Annotated in this window: 19 protein-coding genes; 18 read left to right on the forward strand and 1 reads right to left on the reverse strand. The window is 34.2% G+C overall.

The genetic code is table 11. The features are described 5' to 3' along the window. The first annotated feature begins 63 nt into the window (after window positions 1-63). From PYW36_RS05515 to holA, 12 genes are all read left to right on the forward strand, one after another. A complete protein-coding gene (locus PYW36_RS05515; RefSeq protein WP_037574108.1) occupies window positions 64-594 on the forward strand; it encodes a YqeG family HAD IIIA-type phosphatase in 531 nt (176 codons plus the stop codon). Beyond that, window positions 591-1691: a ribosome biogenesis GTPase YqeH gene (gene yqeH / locus PYW36_RS05520; protein WP_037574105.1), complete on the forward strand. Its 1101-nt coding sequence runs from the start codon at window positions 591-593 to the stop codon at window positions 1689-1691. Before PYW36_RS05515 ends, yqeH begins: the two co-directional genes overlap by 4 nt. A 13-nt stretch (window positions 1692-1704) precedes the next feature. Next, a complete protein-coding gene (gene aroE, locus PYW36_RS05525; RefSeq protein ID WP_037574102.1) occupies window positions 1705-2517 on the forward strand; it encodes a shikimate dehydrogenase in 813 nt (270 codons plus the stop codon). A 9-nt stretch (window positions 2518-2526) separates the two neighbouring features. Next, the gene (gene yhbY / locus PYW36_RS05530) at window positions 2527-2823 is read left to right on the forward strand and encodes a ribosome assembly RNA-binding protein YhbY (RefSeq protein WP_037574099.1); all 297 of its coding nucleotides are present in this window, start codon (window positions 2527-2529) and stop codon (window positions 2821-2823) included. Further along, window positions 2823-3389 (forward strand): nicotinate (nicotinamide) nucleotide adenylyltransferase, encoded by a 567-nt coding sequence (nadD, locus tag PYW36_RS05535; protein ID WP_037574096.1) that lies wholly within the window; start codon window positions 2823-2825, stop codon window positions 3387-3389. The genes yhbY and nadD overlap by 1 nt, the downstream gene beginning before the upstream one ends. After that, window positions 3382-3954 carry a bis(5'-nucleosyl)-tetraphosphatase (symmetrical) YqeK gene (gene yqeK, locus PYW36_RS05540; protein WP_037574093.1) on the forward strand — a complete coding sequence of 191 codons (573 nt, stop codon included), beginning with the start codon at window positions 3382-3384 and terminating at the stop codon, window positions 3952-3954. The genes nadD and yqeK overlap by 8 nt, the downstream gene beginning before the upstream one ends. Window positions 3955-3966: 12 nt before the next feature. Next, the gene (gene rsfS, locus PYW36_RS05545; RefSeq protein WP_103158624.1) at window positions 3967-4323 is read left to right on the forward strand and encodes a ribosome silencing factor; all 357 of its coding nucleotides are present in this window, start codon (window positions 3967-3969) and stop codon (window positions 4321-4323) included. After that, window positions 4323-5045: a class I SAM-dependent DNA methyltransferase gene (locus PYW36_RS05550; protein ID WP_172458438.1), complete on the forward strand. Its 723-nt coding sequence runs from the start codon at window positions 4323-4325 to the stop codon at window positions 5043-5045. The genes rsfS and PYW36_RS05550 overlap by 1 nt, the downstream gene beginning before the upstream one ends. A 48-nt stretch (window positions 5046-5093) precedes the next feature. Then, window positions 5094-5732 (forward strand): helix-hairpin-helix domain-containing protein, encoded by a 639-nt coding sequence (locus PYW36_RS05555; RefSeq protein WP_103158622.1) that lies wholly within the window; start codon window positions 5094-5096, stop codon window positions 5730-5732. 82 nt (window positions 5733-5814) lie between these two features. After that, entirely contained in the window at window positions 5815-6276 is a 462-nt protein-coding gene (locus PYW36_RS05560; RefSeq protein ID WP_037574083.1) for a ComE operon protein 2, read from the forward strand. Window positions 6277-6408: 132 nt separating this feature from the next. Next, entirely contained in the window at window positions 6409-8502 is a 2094-nt protein-coding gene (locus tag PYW36_RS05565; RefSeq protein ID WP_107520542.1) for a DNA internalization-related competence protein ComEC/Rec2, read from the forward strand. Between the two features lie 96 nt (window positions 8503-8598). Further along, window positions 8599-9576, forward strand: a complete 978-nt coding sequence (holA, locus tag PYW36_RS05570) for a DNA polymerase III subunit delta (protein ID WP_103158620.1) — start codon at window positions 8599-8601, stop codon at window positions 9574-9576. Window positions 9577-9602: 26 nt separating this feature from the next. On the opposite strand, the gene rpsT is transcribed toward holA, so the two are convergent. Continuing rightward, on the reverse strand, window positions 9603-9851 hold the full coding sequence (gene rpsT / locus PYW36_RS05575) for a 30S ribosomal protein S20 (RefSeq protein ID WP_037574074.1): 249 nt from the start codon (window positions 9849-9851) through the stop codon (window positions 9603-9605). A 241-nt stretch (window positions 9852-10092) separates the two neighbouring features. On the opposite strand from rpsT, the gene lepA reads away from it, so the two are divergent. The 6 genes from lepA (at window position 10093) to dnaJ (ending at window position 17968) form a co-directional block, all read left to right on the forward strand. Continuing rightward, the gene (gene lepA, locus PYW36_RS05580; RefSeq protein WP_037574071.1) at window positions 10093-11916 is read left to right on the forward strand and encodes a translation elongation factor 4; all 1824 of its coding nucleotides are present in this window, start codon (window positions 10093-10095) and stop codon (window positions 11914-11916) included. Window positions 11917-11977: 61 nt separating this feature from the next. After that, a complete protein-coding gene (gene hemW, locus PYW36_RS05585; RefSeq protein ID WP_103158627.1) occupies window positions 11978-13099 on the forward strand; it encodes a radical SAM family heme chaperone HemW in 1122 nt (373 codons plus the stop codon). Window positions 13100-13198: 99 nt separating this feature from the next. After that, window positions 13199-14182, forward strand: a complete 984-nt coding sequence (hrcA, locus tag PYW36_RS05590; RefSeq protein WP_037574068.1) for a heat-inducible transcriptional repressor HrcA — start codon at window positions 13199-13201, stop codon at window positions 14180-14182. 38 nt (window positions 14183-14220) lie between these two features. Next, entirely contained in the window at window positions 14221-14826 is a 606-nt protein-coding gene (grpE, locus tag PYW36_RS05595; RefSeq protein ID WP_037574065.1) for a nucleotide exchange factor GrpE, read from the forward strand. 63 nt (window positions 14827-14889) lie between these two features. Beyond that, on the forward strand, window positions 14890-16722 hold the full coding sequence (dnaK, locus tag PYW36_RS05600) for a molecular chaperone DnaK (RefSeq protein WP_037574062.1): 1833 nt from the start codon (window positions 14890-14892) through the stop codon (window positions 16720-16722). A gap of 115 nt (window positions 16723-16837) precedes the next feature. Continuing rightward, window positions 16838-17968: a molecular chaperone DnaJ gene (gene dnaJ / locus PYW36_RS05605; RefSeq protein ID WP_037574059.1), complete on the forward strand. Its 1131-nt coding sequence runs from the start codon at window positions 16838-16840 to the stop codon at window positions 17966-17968. Window position 17969 lies beyond the last annotated feature (1 nt).

Consider the following 17969-nt stretch of genomic DNA (forward strand, 5'->3'; position numbering starts at 1 on the left):
TATTCAATAAATAGTACTTATGCTATAATAACAAGAATGAACTTTAATTAGTGGAGGATTAATATGGGTATTATAAGTCGCTTATTTTTGCCAAATCAATACGTTAAATCAATTCATGAAATTGATTTCGATAAATTACAAGAAAAAAATATTAAAGGGGTTATTACAGATTTAGATAATACTTTAGTAGGTTGGGACGAAGCGAACCCAACACCAGGCGTTGAGCAATGGTTTAAAAATCTAAGTGAAAGAAATATTAAAGTGACTATCGTTTCTAACAATAATGAGGCGCGAGTAAAAACATTTTCTAGTGATTTAGATGTAGATTATATTTTCAAAGCACGCAAGCCATTAGGTAAATCACTAAATAAAGCCACTCAACAAATGGGCTTAAACAAGGACGAAGTGGTCATTATTGGGGATCAAATGTTAACAGATGTTTTTGGCGGAAACCATAACGGTCTATATACAATAATGGTCGTTCCAGTAAAAAATTCTGATGGCCTTGCGACGAAGCTTAATAGAATGATAGAACGTCGTTTATTACATTATTTCAAGAGAAAAGGATATATTAATTGGGAGGAAACAAATTGACAGACGAATTAAAATGTATCGGTTGTGGCGCAACGTTACAATCAGACGATAAAGATAAACCTGGATATGTACCTGAATCGAGTTTGTTTAAAGACGATGTAATTTGCCGTCGTTGCTTTAGATTAAAGCACTATAATGAGGTTCAAGATGTCGGCATGGAAAGCGATGACTTTTTAACACTTTTAAATAAACTTTCAGATAAAAAGGGAATCGTCGTTAACTTAGTGGATGTTTTTGATTTAGAAGGTTCCTTCATTCACGCAATCAAACGTATCGTTGGTAACAAGAAGATTATTTTAGTAGCCAACAAAATCGATCTTTTACCTAAACAAATTAATAAGCGTCGTGTCACTGAATGGTTACGCCAATCCGCTAAAAATTATGGACTTTTTGCAGATGACGTTGTGCTTATCTCTGCACAAAAAAATTACGGAATAGATGTTTTAATGGAGACTATCGAAAAGCATCGTCAAGGACAAGACGTTTATATTGTCGGTACGACGAATGTTGGGAAATCTACCCTTATTAACAAACTTATTGAACAAAGTGTGGGCGAAAAAGATGTTGTCACAACCTCACGAATACCAGGAACAACACTTGATATGATAGACATTCCAATCGATGAAAAATCAGATATGTATGATACACCAGGAATCATTCAAGAACATCAAATGACACACCTTGTAACACCGAAAGAATTAAATATTATAATGCCTAAAAAAGAAATTAAACAACGCGTTTATCAATTAAATGAAGGACAGACGCTTTTCTTCGGCGGGCTCGCTCGAATAGATTATGAAACAGGTGGCAAACGACCGTTGATATGCTATTTTTCTAATGATTTAAAAATCCATCGTACTAAAACAGAAAACGCAGATCGTCTTTGGAAAGAAAAGGTAGGAACGTTTTTATCTCCACCATCAAATTCTAAATCATTTCAACTAGATGAACTTAAAAAAGTGACTTTATCCACCGATACTGAAAAGCAAGACGTGATGATTTCTGGTCTTGGTTTCGTTACAATCGACAGAGGGGCTTCATTTAGTGTGATGGTGCCAAAATCGGTTGATGTGACGCTTCGACCATCAATTATGTAAAGGAGGGCATAGAATGAAATTTGCGGTGATTGGCCATCCTATCAATCATTCTCTTTCCCCATTGATGCATCATGCTAATTTTAGTGCATTACAATTAGACTACGGATATGAAGCATTAAGTATACCAGAAACACATTTTAACCATATTAGAGATATTATTGATGATCGCCAATTAGATGGCTTTAATGTAACGATTCCACACAAGGAACGTATCATTCCTTACTTAGATGATATTTCAAAAGAAGCCCGTGAAATGGGTGCTGTAAATACAGTGAAAATTACCAATGGAAAGTGGATAGGCTACAATACCGATGGTTTGGGCTTTGTTAAAGGCCTTAAAAATTATTATGGTGCATTAACTGAAGCAAAAATTTTAGTTTTAGGGGCTGGAGGCGCAAGTAAAGGGATTACTTATCAATTAAAACAATATACTAAGTATCCTATATATGTTGCCAATAGAACGATGTCGCGATTTGATACATGGTCGTTTGATGTTGAAGCGATGCCCTTAACCTCAGTTCGTTCAAAAGCACACCATTTTGATATTATAATTAATACCACTCCTATAGGTATGCACCATTCACAAGAAGCGCTACTGACTTTTGATACACTAAAAAACAACGCATTAATTTGCGATATCATCTATACGCCTTTAGAGACGCCTTTTTTGGAAAATGCACGCCGTAATGGATATGACACGTATAATGGCTTAGATATGTTCGTGTATCAAGGCGCAGAAAGCTTTAAAATATGGACGAATCTAGATGCTAATATTGAAGCGATGAAAACAACAGTTTTAAATCAATTAACTCAAAATAATGATTAGGAGACGATTATGAATTTAACAGGGAAACAAAAACGATTTTTAAGAAGTGAAGCACATCACATTGATCCTATCTTTCAAATTGGAAAATCAGGAATTAATGAAAATATGGTACAACAAATTGTAGATGCTTTAGAAAAACGAGAACTTATCAAAGTACACATTTTGCAAAATAATTTAGATGATAAAACTGAACTTGCACACCAACTAAGCCAAGCTACAGAAAGCCACCTTGTTCAACAAATTGGTTCAATGATTGTACTTTATAAAACGTCTAAAAACCATCAATCTATTGAGTTGCCATCATAATGAAAAAAGTTGTCATATATGGTGGACAATTCAATCCAGTTCATAGTGCACATGAGATGGTGGCTACAATGGTATACGAGGCGATACAACCCGATATCTTCTATTTTTTACCGAGCTATAAATCGCCTCTAAAACAACACGAACAAAATATTGATGTTTTTCATCGAATTGAAATGCTCAAACTCGTTATCCATAATCTTGGTTTTGGTCAAATTCGTTATGATGAAATTGAACGTAAAGGTGATAGCTATACGTATGACACTTTAAAAGTCATTCAACAAGAACACCCTAACGATAAAATCTATTTCGTTATAGGGACTGATCAATATTTGCAGCTATCGAAATGGTACAACATTGAGGAATTAAGAACCTTTGTGACTTTTATCGTAGTCAATCGTGCACCGCAACATGAGTTTCAAGATGAATCTGTCATATTTGTCAATATGCCGGAAATGGCAATAAGTTCTACAGAAGTAAGACATCGACGGAAAAATGGAAAAACGATTCACATGTGGGTACCGCTTAATGTGGAACAATATATTAAAAAGGAGGGTTTATATGGATAAATCTTTCGCAATAGAGCTAGTCAAAGAAAAGCTACCGAAAAAAAGATTTGAACATTCTATTCGTGTAGCTGAAACTGCAGTGAAATTAGCACAACAATATGAAGGGGATGTTGATAAAGCTGAACTTGCAGGAATATTACATGATTTTTGTAAATACGATGACCTTGCATCCATGTATCAAATAGTAACGCAATATGACCTTGATTCTGCTTTATTAAGTTATGGTTCTGAAATACTGCACGGTCCGGTATGTGCTACTATTATGAAACATCAATATCATATCAATGATGAGGACATTCTTTTAGCGATTGCACATCACACTACAGGTCGAAAACATATGACAAAAAATGAAAAAATTGTTTTCATTGCGGATTATATTGAACCTGGACGTACGACTAAAGGTGTTGAAGATATTCGTGAAATGGTATATGGTGGCAAAGGATTAGATAAAACAATTTACGAAATTTCCAAGCGCACAGTTTTATATTTAGTTGAAAAAGATGTGAACGTTTTTCAAGCTACTATTGATTGCTTAAATTACTATAACTTTAACGATTCTAAATAAAAGGATGATTAAATGAACGCATATGAATTATTAACACTTGCAGTTGAAGCTGCAGGAAATAAAAAAGCTGAAAATATTGTTTCTTTGAACATGCAACAAATTTCTGATATCGCAGACTATTTCGTTGTTTGTCACGGTAACAATGAACGACAAGTTCAAGCCATCGCAAAAGCTGTGAAAGATAATGCAGAAGAACACGGCATTAATGTAAAACGTATGGAAGGATATCAAGAAGCAAAGTGGATTTTAGTAGATTTGACAGATGTAGTTGTTCACGTATTCTTAAGAGATGAACGCTTACATTATAATTTAGAAAAATTATATCATGATGCCGAAATGTACTTATATGAAGAGGTCGTCAAAGCATAATGTCTTATCAAAAATTAAGCTCTTTTTATGATGTTTTAACGTCAGATCAACCCTATGACCAATGGTTACAAATCGTGGAACATTTCAAACCTCATAAACCATCTCTTAGTTTTTTAGACTTAGGCTGTGGGACAGGCACTTTCACCTCAAAATTAACGCATATGGCTCCAATTGTTTATGGAATGGATTTAAGCACTGAAATGATTCAATATGCTAAACAAAAATCAACAGAAGTGCATTGGATACAAGGTGATATGTCAAATTTCAACTTAAATCAAACATTTGATCTTATTACGATTTTTTGTGATTCACTGAATTATTTGCAATCTGAAGAAGAGGTAATGGATACTTTCAATCATGTTTATCATCATTTGAATGAACAAGGAATTTTTATTTTCGATGTACATTCTGCTCATAAAATGTTAACACAATTTAATAATCAACTTTATATGGATGACCGTGAAGAACTTACACTTATTTGGCATACAACTGAAGGAGAACTTCCCTTAAGTGTATGGCACGATTTAACATTTTTCACTAAAACAGATTTAGGAACTTATGAAAGAATAGATGAATCCCAATTCCAACGCACCCTTGAAAAAGCAATATATGAATCAATGCTTAAAATGATTGGTTTTAAAAATATACAATCATTTTACGATTTTGATATTAACAATCATGACGAAAAAGGCGATCGTCTTTTTTTCGTTGCAACAAAATAAAGAAATGAGCCTCCTTAACACGTGTATAGATGTGAAAGGGGCTTTTTTATGTATCACCGTTTAAATCATTTACTTAAACATCCTCAAATAGTGATTGGTATTCTCGTTGTTAGTGTATGTATTTCGATTTTTTTAACTTTTTTATATTTCAATACCTCTCAGTCAAATGAGCATGCTGCACAAGCTAATCCAACAACGTTAACAGAAAATATCGCCACTTCTGACACTATAAACGAAAAAGAAACAGCACAAATAACTGATATTATTGTGGACGTTAAAGGAGCAGTTAAAAAAGTACAACCTTACACAATGAAATCGAATCAACGTGTCAAAGACGTCCTTGAAAAAGCCGGTATTCTCCCACAAGCAGACTTATCACAAATTAATTTAGCTGAAAAATTGATAGATCAAAAATTGATTTACGTTCCTAAGAAAGGAGAGGCGACTAGCGCCCAGGGGATAACTCCATCCCTTTCAAATCAAGATTCTCAAAAACAACCTATAAACTTAAATTTAGCCCAAGAGTCAGATTTAGTCGAAGTTCCTGGTATTGGTCCTTCAAAAGCACAATCAATTATTGCCTATCGTGATGAGAAAGGGGGATTTAAATCAGTAGAAGATTTAAAAGAAATTAAAGGCATCGGTGAAAAAACTTTCGAAAAATTAAAAGATTATTTTACAGTTTAGCTCAAAAATTTTGAGTACATTGTGACGAAATGCACACATGTAAGATATAATTAAATTAAGTTTTAATAGATGAGGTGAAATTATGGAACGCATTCAATGGGATGAGTATTTTATGGCTCAGTCACATTTGTTAGCATTGCGCTCAACGTGTAAACGTTTATCTGTCGGAGCGACAATTATTAAAGATAATCGAATCATCGCTGGCGGATATAACGGTTCAGTTGCAGGAGAAGTACACTGTATAGATGAGGGGTGTTTAATGGAAGATGGACACTGTATTCGCACTATTCACGCGGAAATGAATGCGATTTTACAATGTGCTAAACAAGGAGTTTCTACTGAAAATGCAACGATATATGTTACGCATTTTCCTTGTTTGAACTGTACAAAATCTATCATTCAAGCAGGCATTAAAACAATTTATTATGCTGAAGATTATCATAATCATCCATACGCTCTCCAATTGTTAAGACAGTCGGGTGTAAAATATGCACGTGTCCCATTTCACCCAGAAGATATCGTCAAATATATTTTAAGAACATAAATTTTTATGCAGTATATACTTTGTTTTTTTATCATCGGTCAACTTGCCATTCATCATTTATATACTGCATGTTTTTTATGCGCAATAATTACATGTAGTATATTTATAAAACATCAACGGTGGCCACTTACTTTGTTATGTATCATAAGTTGTATTTTGGGAGGGGCTATAGAGCACCACTTCATCAACAAAAATCAATCTTTTATACAAAGTAATTCTCAAACTTCACAATTACCAACAACAATTCGTATAAAATTTATTTCGTTACCTATTATTGATCGTACAGGCCTGCATGCTACAGTAGCAACTTCAAACAATAAAAAGATGATACTGAAGGTATACAACCCGCCGAAACAAACTGTCCCCTCCGCAAGATTCTTTTTTACCCATACATGTAAAATTCAAGGGAAAATAAAACCCGCTAATAATATGGGCCAAGTGGATTACTTCAATGTTCAAACTATAACATTTCAATCATGCTACCGTTCACAACCCTTATGGGATGATTATATACGATACTTCAGAAATATTTATACTGAACGATTACTCTCTTCAAAACTAATAGGGAAAGACAAAATTATCGCGCTTACAACTGGGAATAGCCAATATATCACTCCTAATGAACTTTCTCTTATACGTCAATTAGGGATTTCTCATTTATTTGCCGTCAGTGGTACACATGTAGGCATTCTATTATCTTTACTTTATTTGATTTTAAAACGATTGCCTATGCCTCTAGCTGTCGTGAAAATAATTATTTTATGTCTCTTACCCATTTATCTCATATTTGCGGGAGATGCTCCGAGTGCTCAACGTGCAGTACTTATGGCAAGCATAGTCCTCATTTTCTCAAAATTGCTATTACTTAATGGGATCACTATTTTATCTTTATCTTACATCGCATTATCCCTTTATGCTCCCGAACTCCATTATCATCTTGGTTTTCAATTTTCTTTTACTATCTGTTTTTTTCTCATTCTTTCTCAAAAATGGTTATCTAAACAAAATCTATACTTGGTCTTATGGAAAACAACGCTTGTTTCGTTTTATGGCACGCTTTCAATTAGCTATCATCACTTTAATGAGATTCAATGGCAAAGTATTATTACGAATATAGTTTTCGTACCTTTATATTCATTTATCATCATTCCTTTTGCATTTTTAACCATTCCTATGTATTTAATATCTCCTCATATAATAGAAAACATTTCCATTCTACCTAACACTCTTTTTCAATTCCAAGAAGCGCTATTACAAATGTTCCAGCCGTTAACTAAATTTCATTGGGTAATCGCAAATTATGGGGAACCTGGATTTTTAATAATTACTTTTTGTAGTTTTATAAGTATGCTTTTACTTAATCTTAAGAAATATCGTTACTTTCTTATTTTCACAGTGATTGCTATCTTTTTTTCTATTGTATTCAAACCTTCTTTTACTGATGAAATGATCCTCATAGATGTTGGTCAAGGTGATGCCATATTATTTAAAAGTCGCACACATAAGACGTTACTTATCGATACAGGGGGGCAACTTCCACATCTAAAACAACGTTCAAATTTTAATATTACTGAGCGGAAACTCTATCCAACATTAAAATCCAAAGGAATTACGCAAATTGATTATTTGTTAATTACACATGATCATGCGGATCATATGGGAGAACTTAAGGAACTCGCTGATAAAGTAACAATAAAAAATATCATTATAAATCCACATCATTTTAATAGGGATTTGTTGCATGAAGTCATTGATATTACTAAATCAGAACAAGCCATTTTGCATTCTGCATTTGAACTAAAAACGCTTAAATTAGATGAATTTCAGTTTCAATTTTTAAATGCTACGATTAAAAATAGTGAAAATCCGAATGAGCACTCTATTATTACGCTTGCAAACATTTATAATAATCGTATTCTATTAATGGGAGATGCAACGGTTGCAAATGAAGATTTGTTAAGGCAAAAATATAACATACCTAAAATAAATATTTTAAAAGTAGGGCACCACGGTAGTAAAACGAGTACCTCAGAAAATTTTCTCGCAACAATACGACCTGAAATTGCGTTAATTTCAAGTGGCAAAAATAACATGTACAGGTTACCGCATCCAGAAATTTTAGAGCGACTAAGCAAGCAAGATATAGCTACTTATAACACGGCTGAGAATCAAAATTTAACAATTCAATTTACTAGTGAGAATTACACATTAAGTAAACCACCTTAAGGCGAAAGGGTATATACTTTTAAATATGAGGCGCTATACTCCTCAATATCTAACATGTTATAATAAGTCTAATTGTTCGAAGAGAGGAAGTAACTGATGTCTGATTACATCTACACAGTCTATGGGGATGTTCCTGAACTTATAGAGAGGGAAACAAATAAAATTATCGAGGCTTATCTTAAAGGTGAACCAAAAGATGACTTCAATTTCACAAAATATAATTTATACGAGACACATTTTAATCAAATCATTGAAGAAGCCATGACTTTGCCTTTTTTTTCAGATAAAAAAGTGGTTTTAGTTCAAAATGCGTATATTTTTACTGGTGAAAAAGTTGCAAAAGAGCAACAACCCAATATGGATAGTATGATTGAATTTATTGAGAAGTATGATAATCAAACTTTAATTATTTTCCAAGTCAATCATTCAAAATTAGACGAACGAAAAAAAATCGTTAAAGTATTAAAGAAACACGCTAAGCTTAAAAAAATAGAACAGATGACTGAACAAGAAACTAAAAAGTGGATACACAGCTATTTAAATGAAAATTTTAAAGATATTAAACAGGACGCACTTGATACGTTCCTATCTTTAACTGGGATTCACCATCAAATCATTGTGCAAGAATTAGAAAAATTATTATTGTATGTTGGGGAACGGCCTCAAATCAACTTAGAAGATGTCAAAACAATCGTCAATCGAAGTTTAGAACAGAGTGTCTTTTTATTAACAGAATACATTCAAAAGGGGAATAAGTCTGAAGCTGTTCGGCTTATGAAAGACTTAATTCAATTAAAAGAAGAGCCTATAAAGCTATTAGCCTTAATTACAAGTAATTATAGATTGTATTATCAGAGTCTCATCTTAAATCAAAAGGGGTATTCAGAACAGCAAATAGCGAAAACGGTCGGAGTTCATCCTTATAGAGTGAAACTTGCATTAAGGCAAGCACGTAAGTACTCCTTAGAAACGATTTTAGATATTATGAATGCTTGTGCGGAAACAGACTATCAACTTAAGTCTTCCTATATGGATAAAACTTTAATTTTAGAGTTATTTATTTTGAAACTATAAAAAACACGAGGCTTGGCCTCGTGTTTTTATTTCGCTGACATTAATTTAGATTTCATTCTGTCCGCTTTATTAGAGTGGATTAAATTACTTTGCGCAGCTTTATCAATCTTTTTAATAGCGCTGTTAATTAATTCTTGTTTATTATCAGCATTTGATTCGATAGCTGTTTTAGCGTTTTTAACCGCTGTACGCATATCATTTTTTTGTGAAATATTTTTGCTTTCAGCTGTGTGCGTTGTTTTCACACGTTTAATAGCAGATTTGATATTTGGCATTTAAAGCACCTCCTAGAAACATTATGATCAAAAGGTTTTGATTACAACAAAATTTATTCTATCAAAACTCCTATCATTGTGCAATCATTATTTCATTTGAATCATGCATTTTTAGCGTAATTTTCCATCTCATAGCGAACTGAATATTATTACTTCAAAAGTTGCAATTATAGGTTAAAAACGTTATCATATCAAAGATGCGAAACATAATTCGGAAGAACGAGAAAGTGAGAAGGATACGATGAATAATGAAGAACGTTTGAATCGACGAAAAAATATTAGAAACTTTTCAATAATTGCTCATATTGATCACGGTAAATCAACACTTGCCGACCGTATACTTGAAAATACAAAGTCTGTTGAAGCCCGTGAAATGCAATCACAACTATTAGATTCTATGGATTTAGAGCGTGAACGTGGAATCACAATCAAACTTAATGCAGTCCGTTTGAAATACGAAGCAAATGACGGTGAAACATATACGTTTCATCTAATTGATACACCCGGACACGTCGATTTTACTTACGAAGTTTCACGTTCTTTGGCTGCTTGTGAGGGTGCTATACTTGTTGTGGATGCTGCTCAAGGAATTGAAGCCCAAACACTAGCAAACGTCTATCTTGCTTTAGATAATGATTTAGAATTAATACCTGTCATTAATAAAATCGATTTACCTGCAGCAGAACCTGAGCGTGTAAAACAAGAAGTTGAAGATGTAATTGGTTTAGATAAGGACGATGCTGTTTTAGCCAGCGCAAAATCAAATATTGGAATTGATGAAATTTTAGAAAAAATAGTAGAAATGGTGCCACCTCCTGAGGGTGATCCAGAAGCTCCTTTAAAAGCGTTAATTTTCGACTCGGAATATGATCCATATCGTGGGGTGATTTCGTCAATTCGTGTGGTTGATGGGGTAGTTAAACCAGGTGATAAAATCAAAATGATGGCAACAGGTAAATCGTTCGAAGTGACTGAGGTCGGCATTAATACACCGAAACAACTCCCTGTTGAAGAGTTAACAGTAGGAGATGTAGGCTATATTATAGCAAGTATTAAAAATGTGGATGAGTCTCGAGTTGGAGATACGATTACACATTTTGACCGCCCTGCAGAAACGCCGTTAAAAGGGTATAAAAAAATGAATCCAATGGTTTATTGCGGACTATTTCCAATAGATAATAAAGATTACAACGATTTACGTGAAGCGCTTGAAAAATTACAATTAAATGATGCGTCATTAGAATTTGAACCTGAATCTTCCAAAGCGCTTGGTTTCGGTTATCGAACTGGCTTTTTAGGAATGCTACATATGGAGATTATTCAAGAACGTATCGAGCGTGAATTTGGCATCGAACTCATTGCCACTGCACCGTCAGTAATTTATTCAGTTGTCCTTAGAAACGGGGACACGATACAAGTCGATAACCCAGCGCAAATGCCTGAGCGTGACAAAATCGAAAAAGTTTTTGAACCTTTTGTACGTGCAACGATGATGGTTCCAAATGATTATGTAGGCGCAGTGATGGAATTATGCCAACGTAAACGTGGCCAATTTATAAATATGGATTATCTTGATGACATTCGAGTAAGTATTGTTTATGAACTTCCATTATCTGAAGTGGTATTTGATTTCTTTGATCAGTTAAAGTCAAATACAAAAGGCTATGCTTCTTTCGATTATGAGTTCATTGAAAATAAAGAAAGTAACCTTGTGAAAATGGATATTCTATTAAATGGTGATAAAGTAGACGCATTAAGTTTTATTGTTCATAAAGACTTTGCATATGAACGTGGTAAAGCATTGGTTGAAAAACTTAAAACCTTAATTCCGCGTCAACAATTTGAAGTGCCGGTACAAGCGGCTGTGGGTCATAAAATAGTGGCAAGAACTAATATTAAATCCATGGGTAAAAACGTACTTTCTAAATGTTACGGTGGCGATATTAGTCGTAAGCGTAAATTATTAGAAAAACAAAAAGCAGGTAAAGCAAAAATGAAAGCAGTCGGTAATGTCGAAATACCACAAGATGCCTTTTTAGCTGTTTTAAAAATGGACGAAGAATAAATACTCCACTCCCAATTACAAATAGATATGTGATTGGGAGTTCTCGTTGTCAGGAGGGAAAATAATGATTAAAAGCGCATATATCCACATTCCTTTTTGCGTCAACATTTGCACATATTGTGATTTCAATAAATATTTTATTCAAAATCAACCTGTAGATGCGTATATTGATGCTTTAATTAAAGAAATGCATTTTGATTCAAAACAAACACTGGAAACCTTTTTTGTAGGTGGAGGTACACCGACCGCATTAACTATGAAACAGCTGGATAAATTATTATTAGCTATCGAAAATCAATTTAATATTTTAGGGGAATATACTTTTGAAGCCAATCCCGATGAGCTCACAGAAGAAAAGATTAAGTTATTAAAATCATATGGTGTCAATCGATTATCCATGGGAGTTCAAACTTTTGACGATGCGCTTTTAAAATTATTGGGAAGAACACACAAAACTCAAGATATTTATCAAGCTGTTGAGTTTGCCAAAAAATTTAACATCCCTTCCGTGAGCCTCGATTTAATGTATCATTTACCTACACAAACGCTAGAACAATTTAATCACAGTTTAAACGAAGCATTGGCGCTCGATATTGATCATATTTCTTGTTATGGATTGATATTGGAGCCACAAACACAGTTTTATAATCTTTATCGAAAAGGGAAACTCATTCTTCCAAGCGACACCCTTGGTGCAGAAATGTACGAACATTTAATGAAAAAAATGAAGCAAACCGAAATGCATCAATATGAAATTTCAAATTTCGCTAAAAGTGGTCATGAATCACAACATAATAAAGTCTATTGGAAAAATGAAAGTTATTATGGTTTTGGAGCAGGTGCAAGCGGGTACGTCAATGGGTGTCGTTATACAAATGTAAAACCGGTGAATCATTATATTCAACATGTCACTAATAATGAAAAGCCAATTTTAGAAAAATCATTTCCTACAGTTAAAGAACAAATTGAGGAGGAAATGTTTTTAGGTTTACGCATGAATCAAGGGGTTAATAAAACCATTTTCCACCAAAAATATAACGAAAATATTGACCACTTATTTGAAAGACAGCTACTCACGTTAGAGAATAAAGGTTGGATTAACAATGATAAAAACACAGTATCTCTTACTGATCAAGGTCGTATAGTCGGTAATGAAGTTTTCGAAGCTTTTATCGAGATATAAAATATTTTCATTTTCAATGCTTTAACATTGACTTACTTTGACCAATTTGATAAATTATAATTAGCACTTGAGATGAAAGAGTGCTAATGAGGTGGAAACATGATTACTAAAAGACAATTAAGTATTTTAAATGCAATTGTTGAGGATTATGTTGAACTTGGCCAACCTATTGGATCTAATACAATCATTCAGCGTCATAACGTCAATGTAAGTCCAGCGACGATTCGAAATGACATGAAACTTCTCGAATCAAAAGAATTAATCGTAAAAACACATACGTCTTCAGGGCGTATTCCTTCAGAGGCTGGTTTTAGATTGTATGCGAATCGATTGTTAAAACAACCGATGAAAGACAACAAGCAAAATAATATCAATATTAACGAAATGTATTTAAAACATCATTTTGATATATCTTCAACACTCGATAATTTTGCTGAAGATTTTTCTAATCAATCACATTATACTACGCTTGTAGTAGGTCCAGATCATTCAAAGGTGGCAATATTAGATATTAAATTAATGAAAGTTCATGATTATCATCTTATTATTGTGTTGATTTATGAAACAGGTCATGTGAAACATTTACATTTATCTTCACAAACACCCATATCCTCTTCATCTGTTGTGAAATTGTCTAACTTTTTATCCTTACATTGTGTTTCGATTGTAAATCGCACAATGGATATTCAATTACAAAGTTTAGACGGTCTTTCAAAATCTGAAGTGACTTTTTTAAATCAACTTATTGATTTGATTCATCGTGAGGTTGCAAGTGAATCTTCGCGTATATATTTAGGTGGTAAACACCAACTCATCGAGAGATTAAATGAAACAAACGTTTCAGCCATACAAACCATCCTAAAATATATCGAATCAAACCAAATAACAGATTTACTAGATGAAATGGTGGATTCAAGTATCTCGATTAAAATTGGTCATGAGATTGAACAGGATGTTGAAAATATAGCAATTTTAACTCGAAGATATGAGATTGATCATGCACTGAACGGTTATGTTGCCGTTATCGGTCCTACAGCAATGCATTATCAAAATGTGATTCAATTGCTTAGTCGAATTTCATAAGTATTTCATTTATCGAATTAAAGTATGGAGGTTTCAAAATGTCTGAAGAAAAAGATTTTTCTGCACAAGAAACAAACGAAGAAAATACTAACGATGACGTTACTCAAAATGCTGCAGAACCATCAACAAACTCTGATTCAGCATCAACTGAAGAAGTTGATACTGAGGTTAACCAAGAGGATGTTGATCCAAAAGACGAGGAAATTGCGTCATTAAAAACTCAAGTTGATCAAGAACAAGAAAAATATTTACGTCTCTATGCTGAGTTTGAAAATTATAAAAGACGTATCCAAAAAGAAAATGACACACAAAGAAAATATCAAGCACAGGGGGTTTTAAGTGATGTCCTACCTGCTTTAGATAATTTCGAACGTGCCTTACAAATAGAAGGTGATGATGAATCATTCAATTCACTTAAAAAAGGGGTAGAAATGGTTTATAGTAGCCTTGTTAAAGCTTTAGAAGACAACGGTCTTGAAGCGATTAAATCAGAAGGTGAGGCGTTTGATCCAAACTATCACCAAGCTGTTGTTCAAGATAATAATCCAGATTTCGAATCTGGACATATTACTGAGGAACTGCAAAAAGGTTACAAATTAAAAGATCGCGTTTTAAGACCTTCAATGGTAAAAGTAAATCAATAGTTTTGACGAAACTTACCAACCTATGTAAAAATAACAATGTTTGAATTTAGGAGGAATTTGATTATGAGTAAAGTAATTGGAATTGACTTAGGAACAACAAACTCTTGTGTATCTGTATTAGAAGGCGATGAGCCAAAAGTAATCCAAAATCCAGAAGGCGCACGTACAACTCCTTCAGTTGTTGCATTTAAAAATGGTGAAACTCAAGTCGGAGAAGTAGCAAAACGTCAAGCCATCACAAACCCAAATACGATCCAATCCATTAAACGTCATATGGGTACAGATTATAAAGAAAATATTGATGGTAAAGACTACACACCACAAGAAATTTCAGCGATGATTCTACAAAACTTAAAAAATACTGCTGAAAGTTATTTAGGCGAAAAAGTTGAAAAAGCAGTTATTACAGTTCCTGCATACTTTAACGATGGTGAACGTCAAGCAACTAAAGATGCTGGTAAAATTGCTGGTTTAGAAGTAGAACGTATCATTAATGAACCAACAGCTGCTGCTTTAGCTTATGGTTTAGATAAAACTGATAAAGATGAAAAAGTGCTTGTATTCGACCTTGGTGGCGGTACATTCGACGTATCTATCCTTGAATTAGGCGATGGTGTATTTGAAGTATTATCAACTGCAGGGGATAATCGTCTCGGCGGTGATGATTTTGACCAAGTCATTATCGACTATTTAGTACAAGAATTTAAATCAGAAAATGGCGTTGACCTTTCTAAAGATAAAATGGCATTACAACGTCTAAAAGATGCGGCTGAAAAAGCGAAAAAAGACTTATCAGGTGTATCTTCAACTCAAATTTCATTACCATTCATCTCAGCAGGTGAAGCAGGTCCATTACATTTAGAAACAACATTATCTCGTGCTAAATTTGAAGAATTAGCAGATCATTTAATCGCTAAAACAATGGAACCTACACGTCAAGCATTAAGTGATGCTGGCTTAACTAAATCAGATATCGACGAAGTAATCTTAGTAGGTGGTTCAACACGTATTCCGGCAGTTCAAGAAGCAATCAAAAAAGAAATCGGAAAAGAACCTAACAAAGGCGTTAACCCTGACGAAGTTGTTGCAATGGGTGCTGCAATTCAAGGTGGCGTTATCACTGGTGACGTTAAAGACGTTGTATTACTAGACGTTACTCCACTTTCATTAGGTATTGAAATTATGGGAGGCCGTATGAATACGTTAATTGAACGTAATACAACTATCCCTACTTCAAAATCTCAAGTTTACTCAACAGCAGCAGATAATCAACCTGCAGTGGATATTCATGTATTACAAGGTGAACGTCCGATGGCATCAGATAACAAAACACTTGGTCGTTTCCAATTAACAGACATCCCACCAGCTCCACGCGGTGTACCACAAATCGAAGTGACATTTGATATTGATAAAAACGGTATCGTTAACGTTACTGCTAAAGATTTAGGTACTAATAAAGAACAAAATATTACAATCGAGTCATCATCATCACTTTCAGATGACGAAATCGATCGTATGGTGAAAGATGCTGAGCAAAATGCTGAAGCTGACAAAAAACGTCGTGAAGAAGTAGACTTACGTAATGAAGCAGATCAACTTGTTTTCCAAGTAGATAAAACATTAACTGATTTAGGTGACAACGTAAGTGAAGATGATAAAAAAGATGCAGAAGCTAAGAAAGATGACTTAAAAGCTGCACTTGAAGGTAACGATATTGAAGATATTAAATCTAAAAAAGAAGCGCTTGAACAAGTCGTTCAACAATTATCAATGAAAGTATATGAACAAGCACAACAAGCGCAACAAGCTCAAGGTCAACAAGGTCAATCATCTCAACAAGATGATACCGTTGAAGATGCAGACTTTAAAGAAGTTAAAGACGACGATAATAAATAATGTTTGTGTTAAAATAAGCACATATCAATAGTCTATCAATATAAAATAGAGGGGCTAGGACAGCAACGTCCCAGCCCTTTTTTATTCATAAGAAGGTTAAAAGGGAGCGATAGCATTGGCAAAAAGAGACTACTATGAAGTCCTAGGCGTAGATAAAAATGCTAGTAAAGACGAAATCAAAAAAGCATATCGTAAATTATCAAAAAAATATCATCCTGACATTAATAAAGAAGAGGGTTCTGACGCTAAGTTCAAAGAAATTAGTGAGGCCTATGAAGTCTTAAGTGATGAGCAAAAAAGAAAACAATATGATCAATTTGGACATGCAGGTGCTCAAGGTGGCTTTAATCAAGGCTTTGGTGGTCAAGACTTTTCAGGTTTTGGTGGCGCAGGTTTTGAAGACATCTTTAGTTCTTTCTTTGGTGGACAACGCCAACGTGATCCAAACGCCCCTCGTAAGGGAGACGATTTACAATATTCGATGACGGTGACGTTTGAAGAAGCTGTTTTTGGTACTAATAAAGAAATCACGGTTCGTAAAGATGTGACTTGTCATACATGTGATGGTGATGGCGCAAAACCGGGTACGAAAAAGAAAACATGTTCTTATTGTAAAGGGTCAGGCCATGTCTCAGTAGAACAAAATACAATCCTTGGTCGTGTACGTACAGAAAAAGTGTGTCCTCAATGTAATGGCTCAGGAGAAGAATTTGAAGAAGCATGTCCAACTTGTCATGGACGTGGAACAGAAACTAAAAATGTCAAAATTCAAGTTACTGTCCCTGAAGGCGTCGACAACGATCAACAAATCCGCTTAGCGGGTGAAGGTGCTCCCGGTGAAAATGGGGGTCCTGCTGGAGATCTATTTGTCGTTTTCCGCGTAAAACCGTCTGATAAGTTTACACGTGATGGAGATGACATCTTATATAAACAATCCATTAGTTTTGCACAAGCTGCGTTAGGTGATGAAATTAAAGTACCTACTTTAAATGGTCAAATCATGTTAACTGTTCCAGCAGGTACACAGTCGGGTAAACAGTTCCGTTTGAAAGGCAAAGGCGTTAAAAACGTACATGGATACGGGCATGGAGATTTATTTGTTAACATCCGAGTTGAAACACCAACAAACCTAAACGAAAAACAACGTGATTTGCTTAAAGCATTTGCCGAAGAAAGTGGAGAATCTATTTCAGAACAACCTTCAAATTTCAAAGATAAAGCACGTCGTTTCTTTAAAGGAGAATAGA

Source organism: Staphylococcus chromogenes (assembly GCF_029024625.1).
Lineage (GTDB): Bacteria > Bacillota > Bacilli > Staphylococcales > Staphylococcaceae > Staphylococcus > Staphylococcus chromogenes.

Bases quoted from the DNA above. Each gene is read 5' to 3' on its own strand.
- PYW36_RS05515 (WP_037574108.1), top strand. From the start codon at position 64: ATGGGTATTATAAGTCGCTTATTTTTGCCAAATCAATACGTTAAATCA.
- aroE (WP_037574102.1), top strand. From the start codon at position 1,705: ATGAAATTTGCGGTGATTGGCCATCCTATCAATCATTCTCTTTCCCCA.
- lepA (WP_037574071.1), top strand. From the start codon at position 10,093: ATGAATAATGAAGAACGTTTGAATCGACGAAAAAATATTAGAAACTTT.
- holA (WP_103158620.1), top strand. From the start codon at position 8,599: ATGTCTGATTACATCTACACAGTCTATGGGGATGTTCCTGAACTTATA.
- dnaK (WP_037574062.1), top strand. From the start codon at position 14,890: ATGAGTAAAGTAATTGGAATTGACTTAGGAACAACAAACTCTTGTGTA.
- grpE (WP_037574065.1), top strand. From the start codon at position 14,221: ATGTCTGAAGAAAAAGATTTTTCTGCACAAGAAACAAACGAAGAAAAT.
- hrcA (WP_037574068.1), top strand. From the start codon at position 13,199: ATGATTACTAAAAGACAATTAAGTATTTTAAATGCAATTGTTGAGGAT.
- yhbY (WP_037574099.1), top strand. From the start codon at position 2,527: ATGAATTTAACAGGGAAACAAAAACGATTTTTAAGAAGTGAAGCACAT.
- PYW36_RS05555 (WP_103158622.1), top strand. From the start codon at position 5,094: ATGTATCACCGTTTAAATCATTTACTTAAACATCCTCAAATAGTGATT.
- nadD (WP_037574096.1), top strand. From the start codon at position 2,823: ATGAAAAAAGTTGTCATATATGGTGGACAATTCAATCCAGTTCATAGT.
- yqeK (WP_037574093.1), top strand. From the start codon at position 3,382: ATGGATAAATCTTTCGCAATAGAGCTAGTCAAAGAAAAGCTACCGAAA.
- rsfS (WP_103158624.1), top strand. From the start codon at position 3,967: ATGAACGCATATGAATTATTAACACTTGCAGTTGAAGCTGCAGGAAAT.
- PYW36_RS05550 (WP_172458438.1), top strand. From the start codon at position 4,323: ATGTCTTATCAAAAATTAAGCTCTTTTTATGATGTTTTAACGTCAGAT.
- rpsT (WP_037574074.1), bottom strand. From the start codon at position 9,851: ATGCCAAATATCAAATCTGCTATTAAACGTGTGAAAACAACGCACACA.
- PYW36_RS05560 (WP_037574083.1), top strand. From the start codon at position 5,815: ATGGAACGCATTCAATGGGATGAGTATTTTATGGCTCAGTCACATTTG.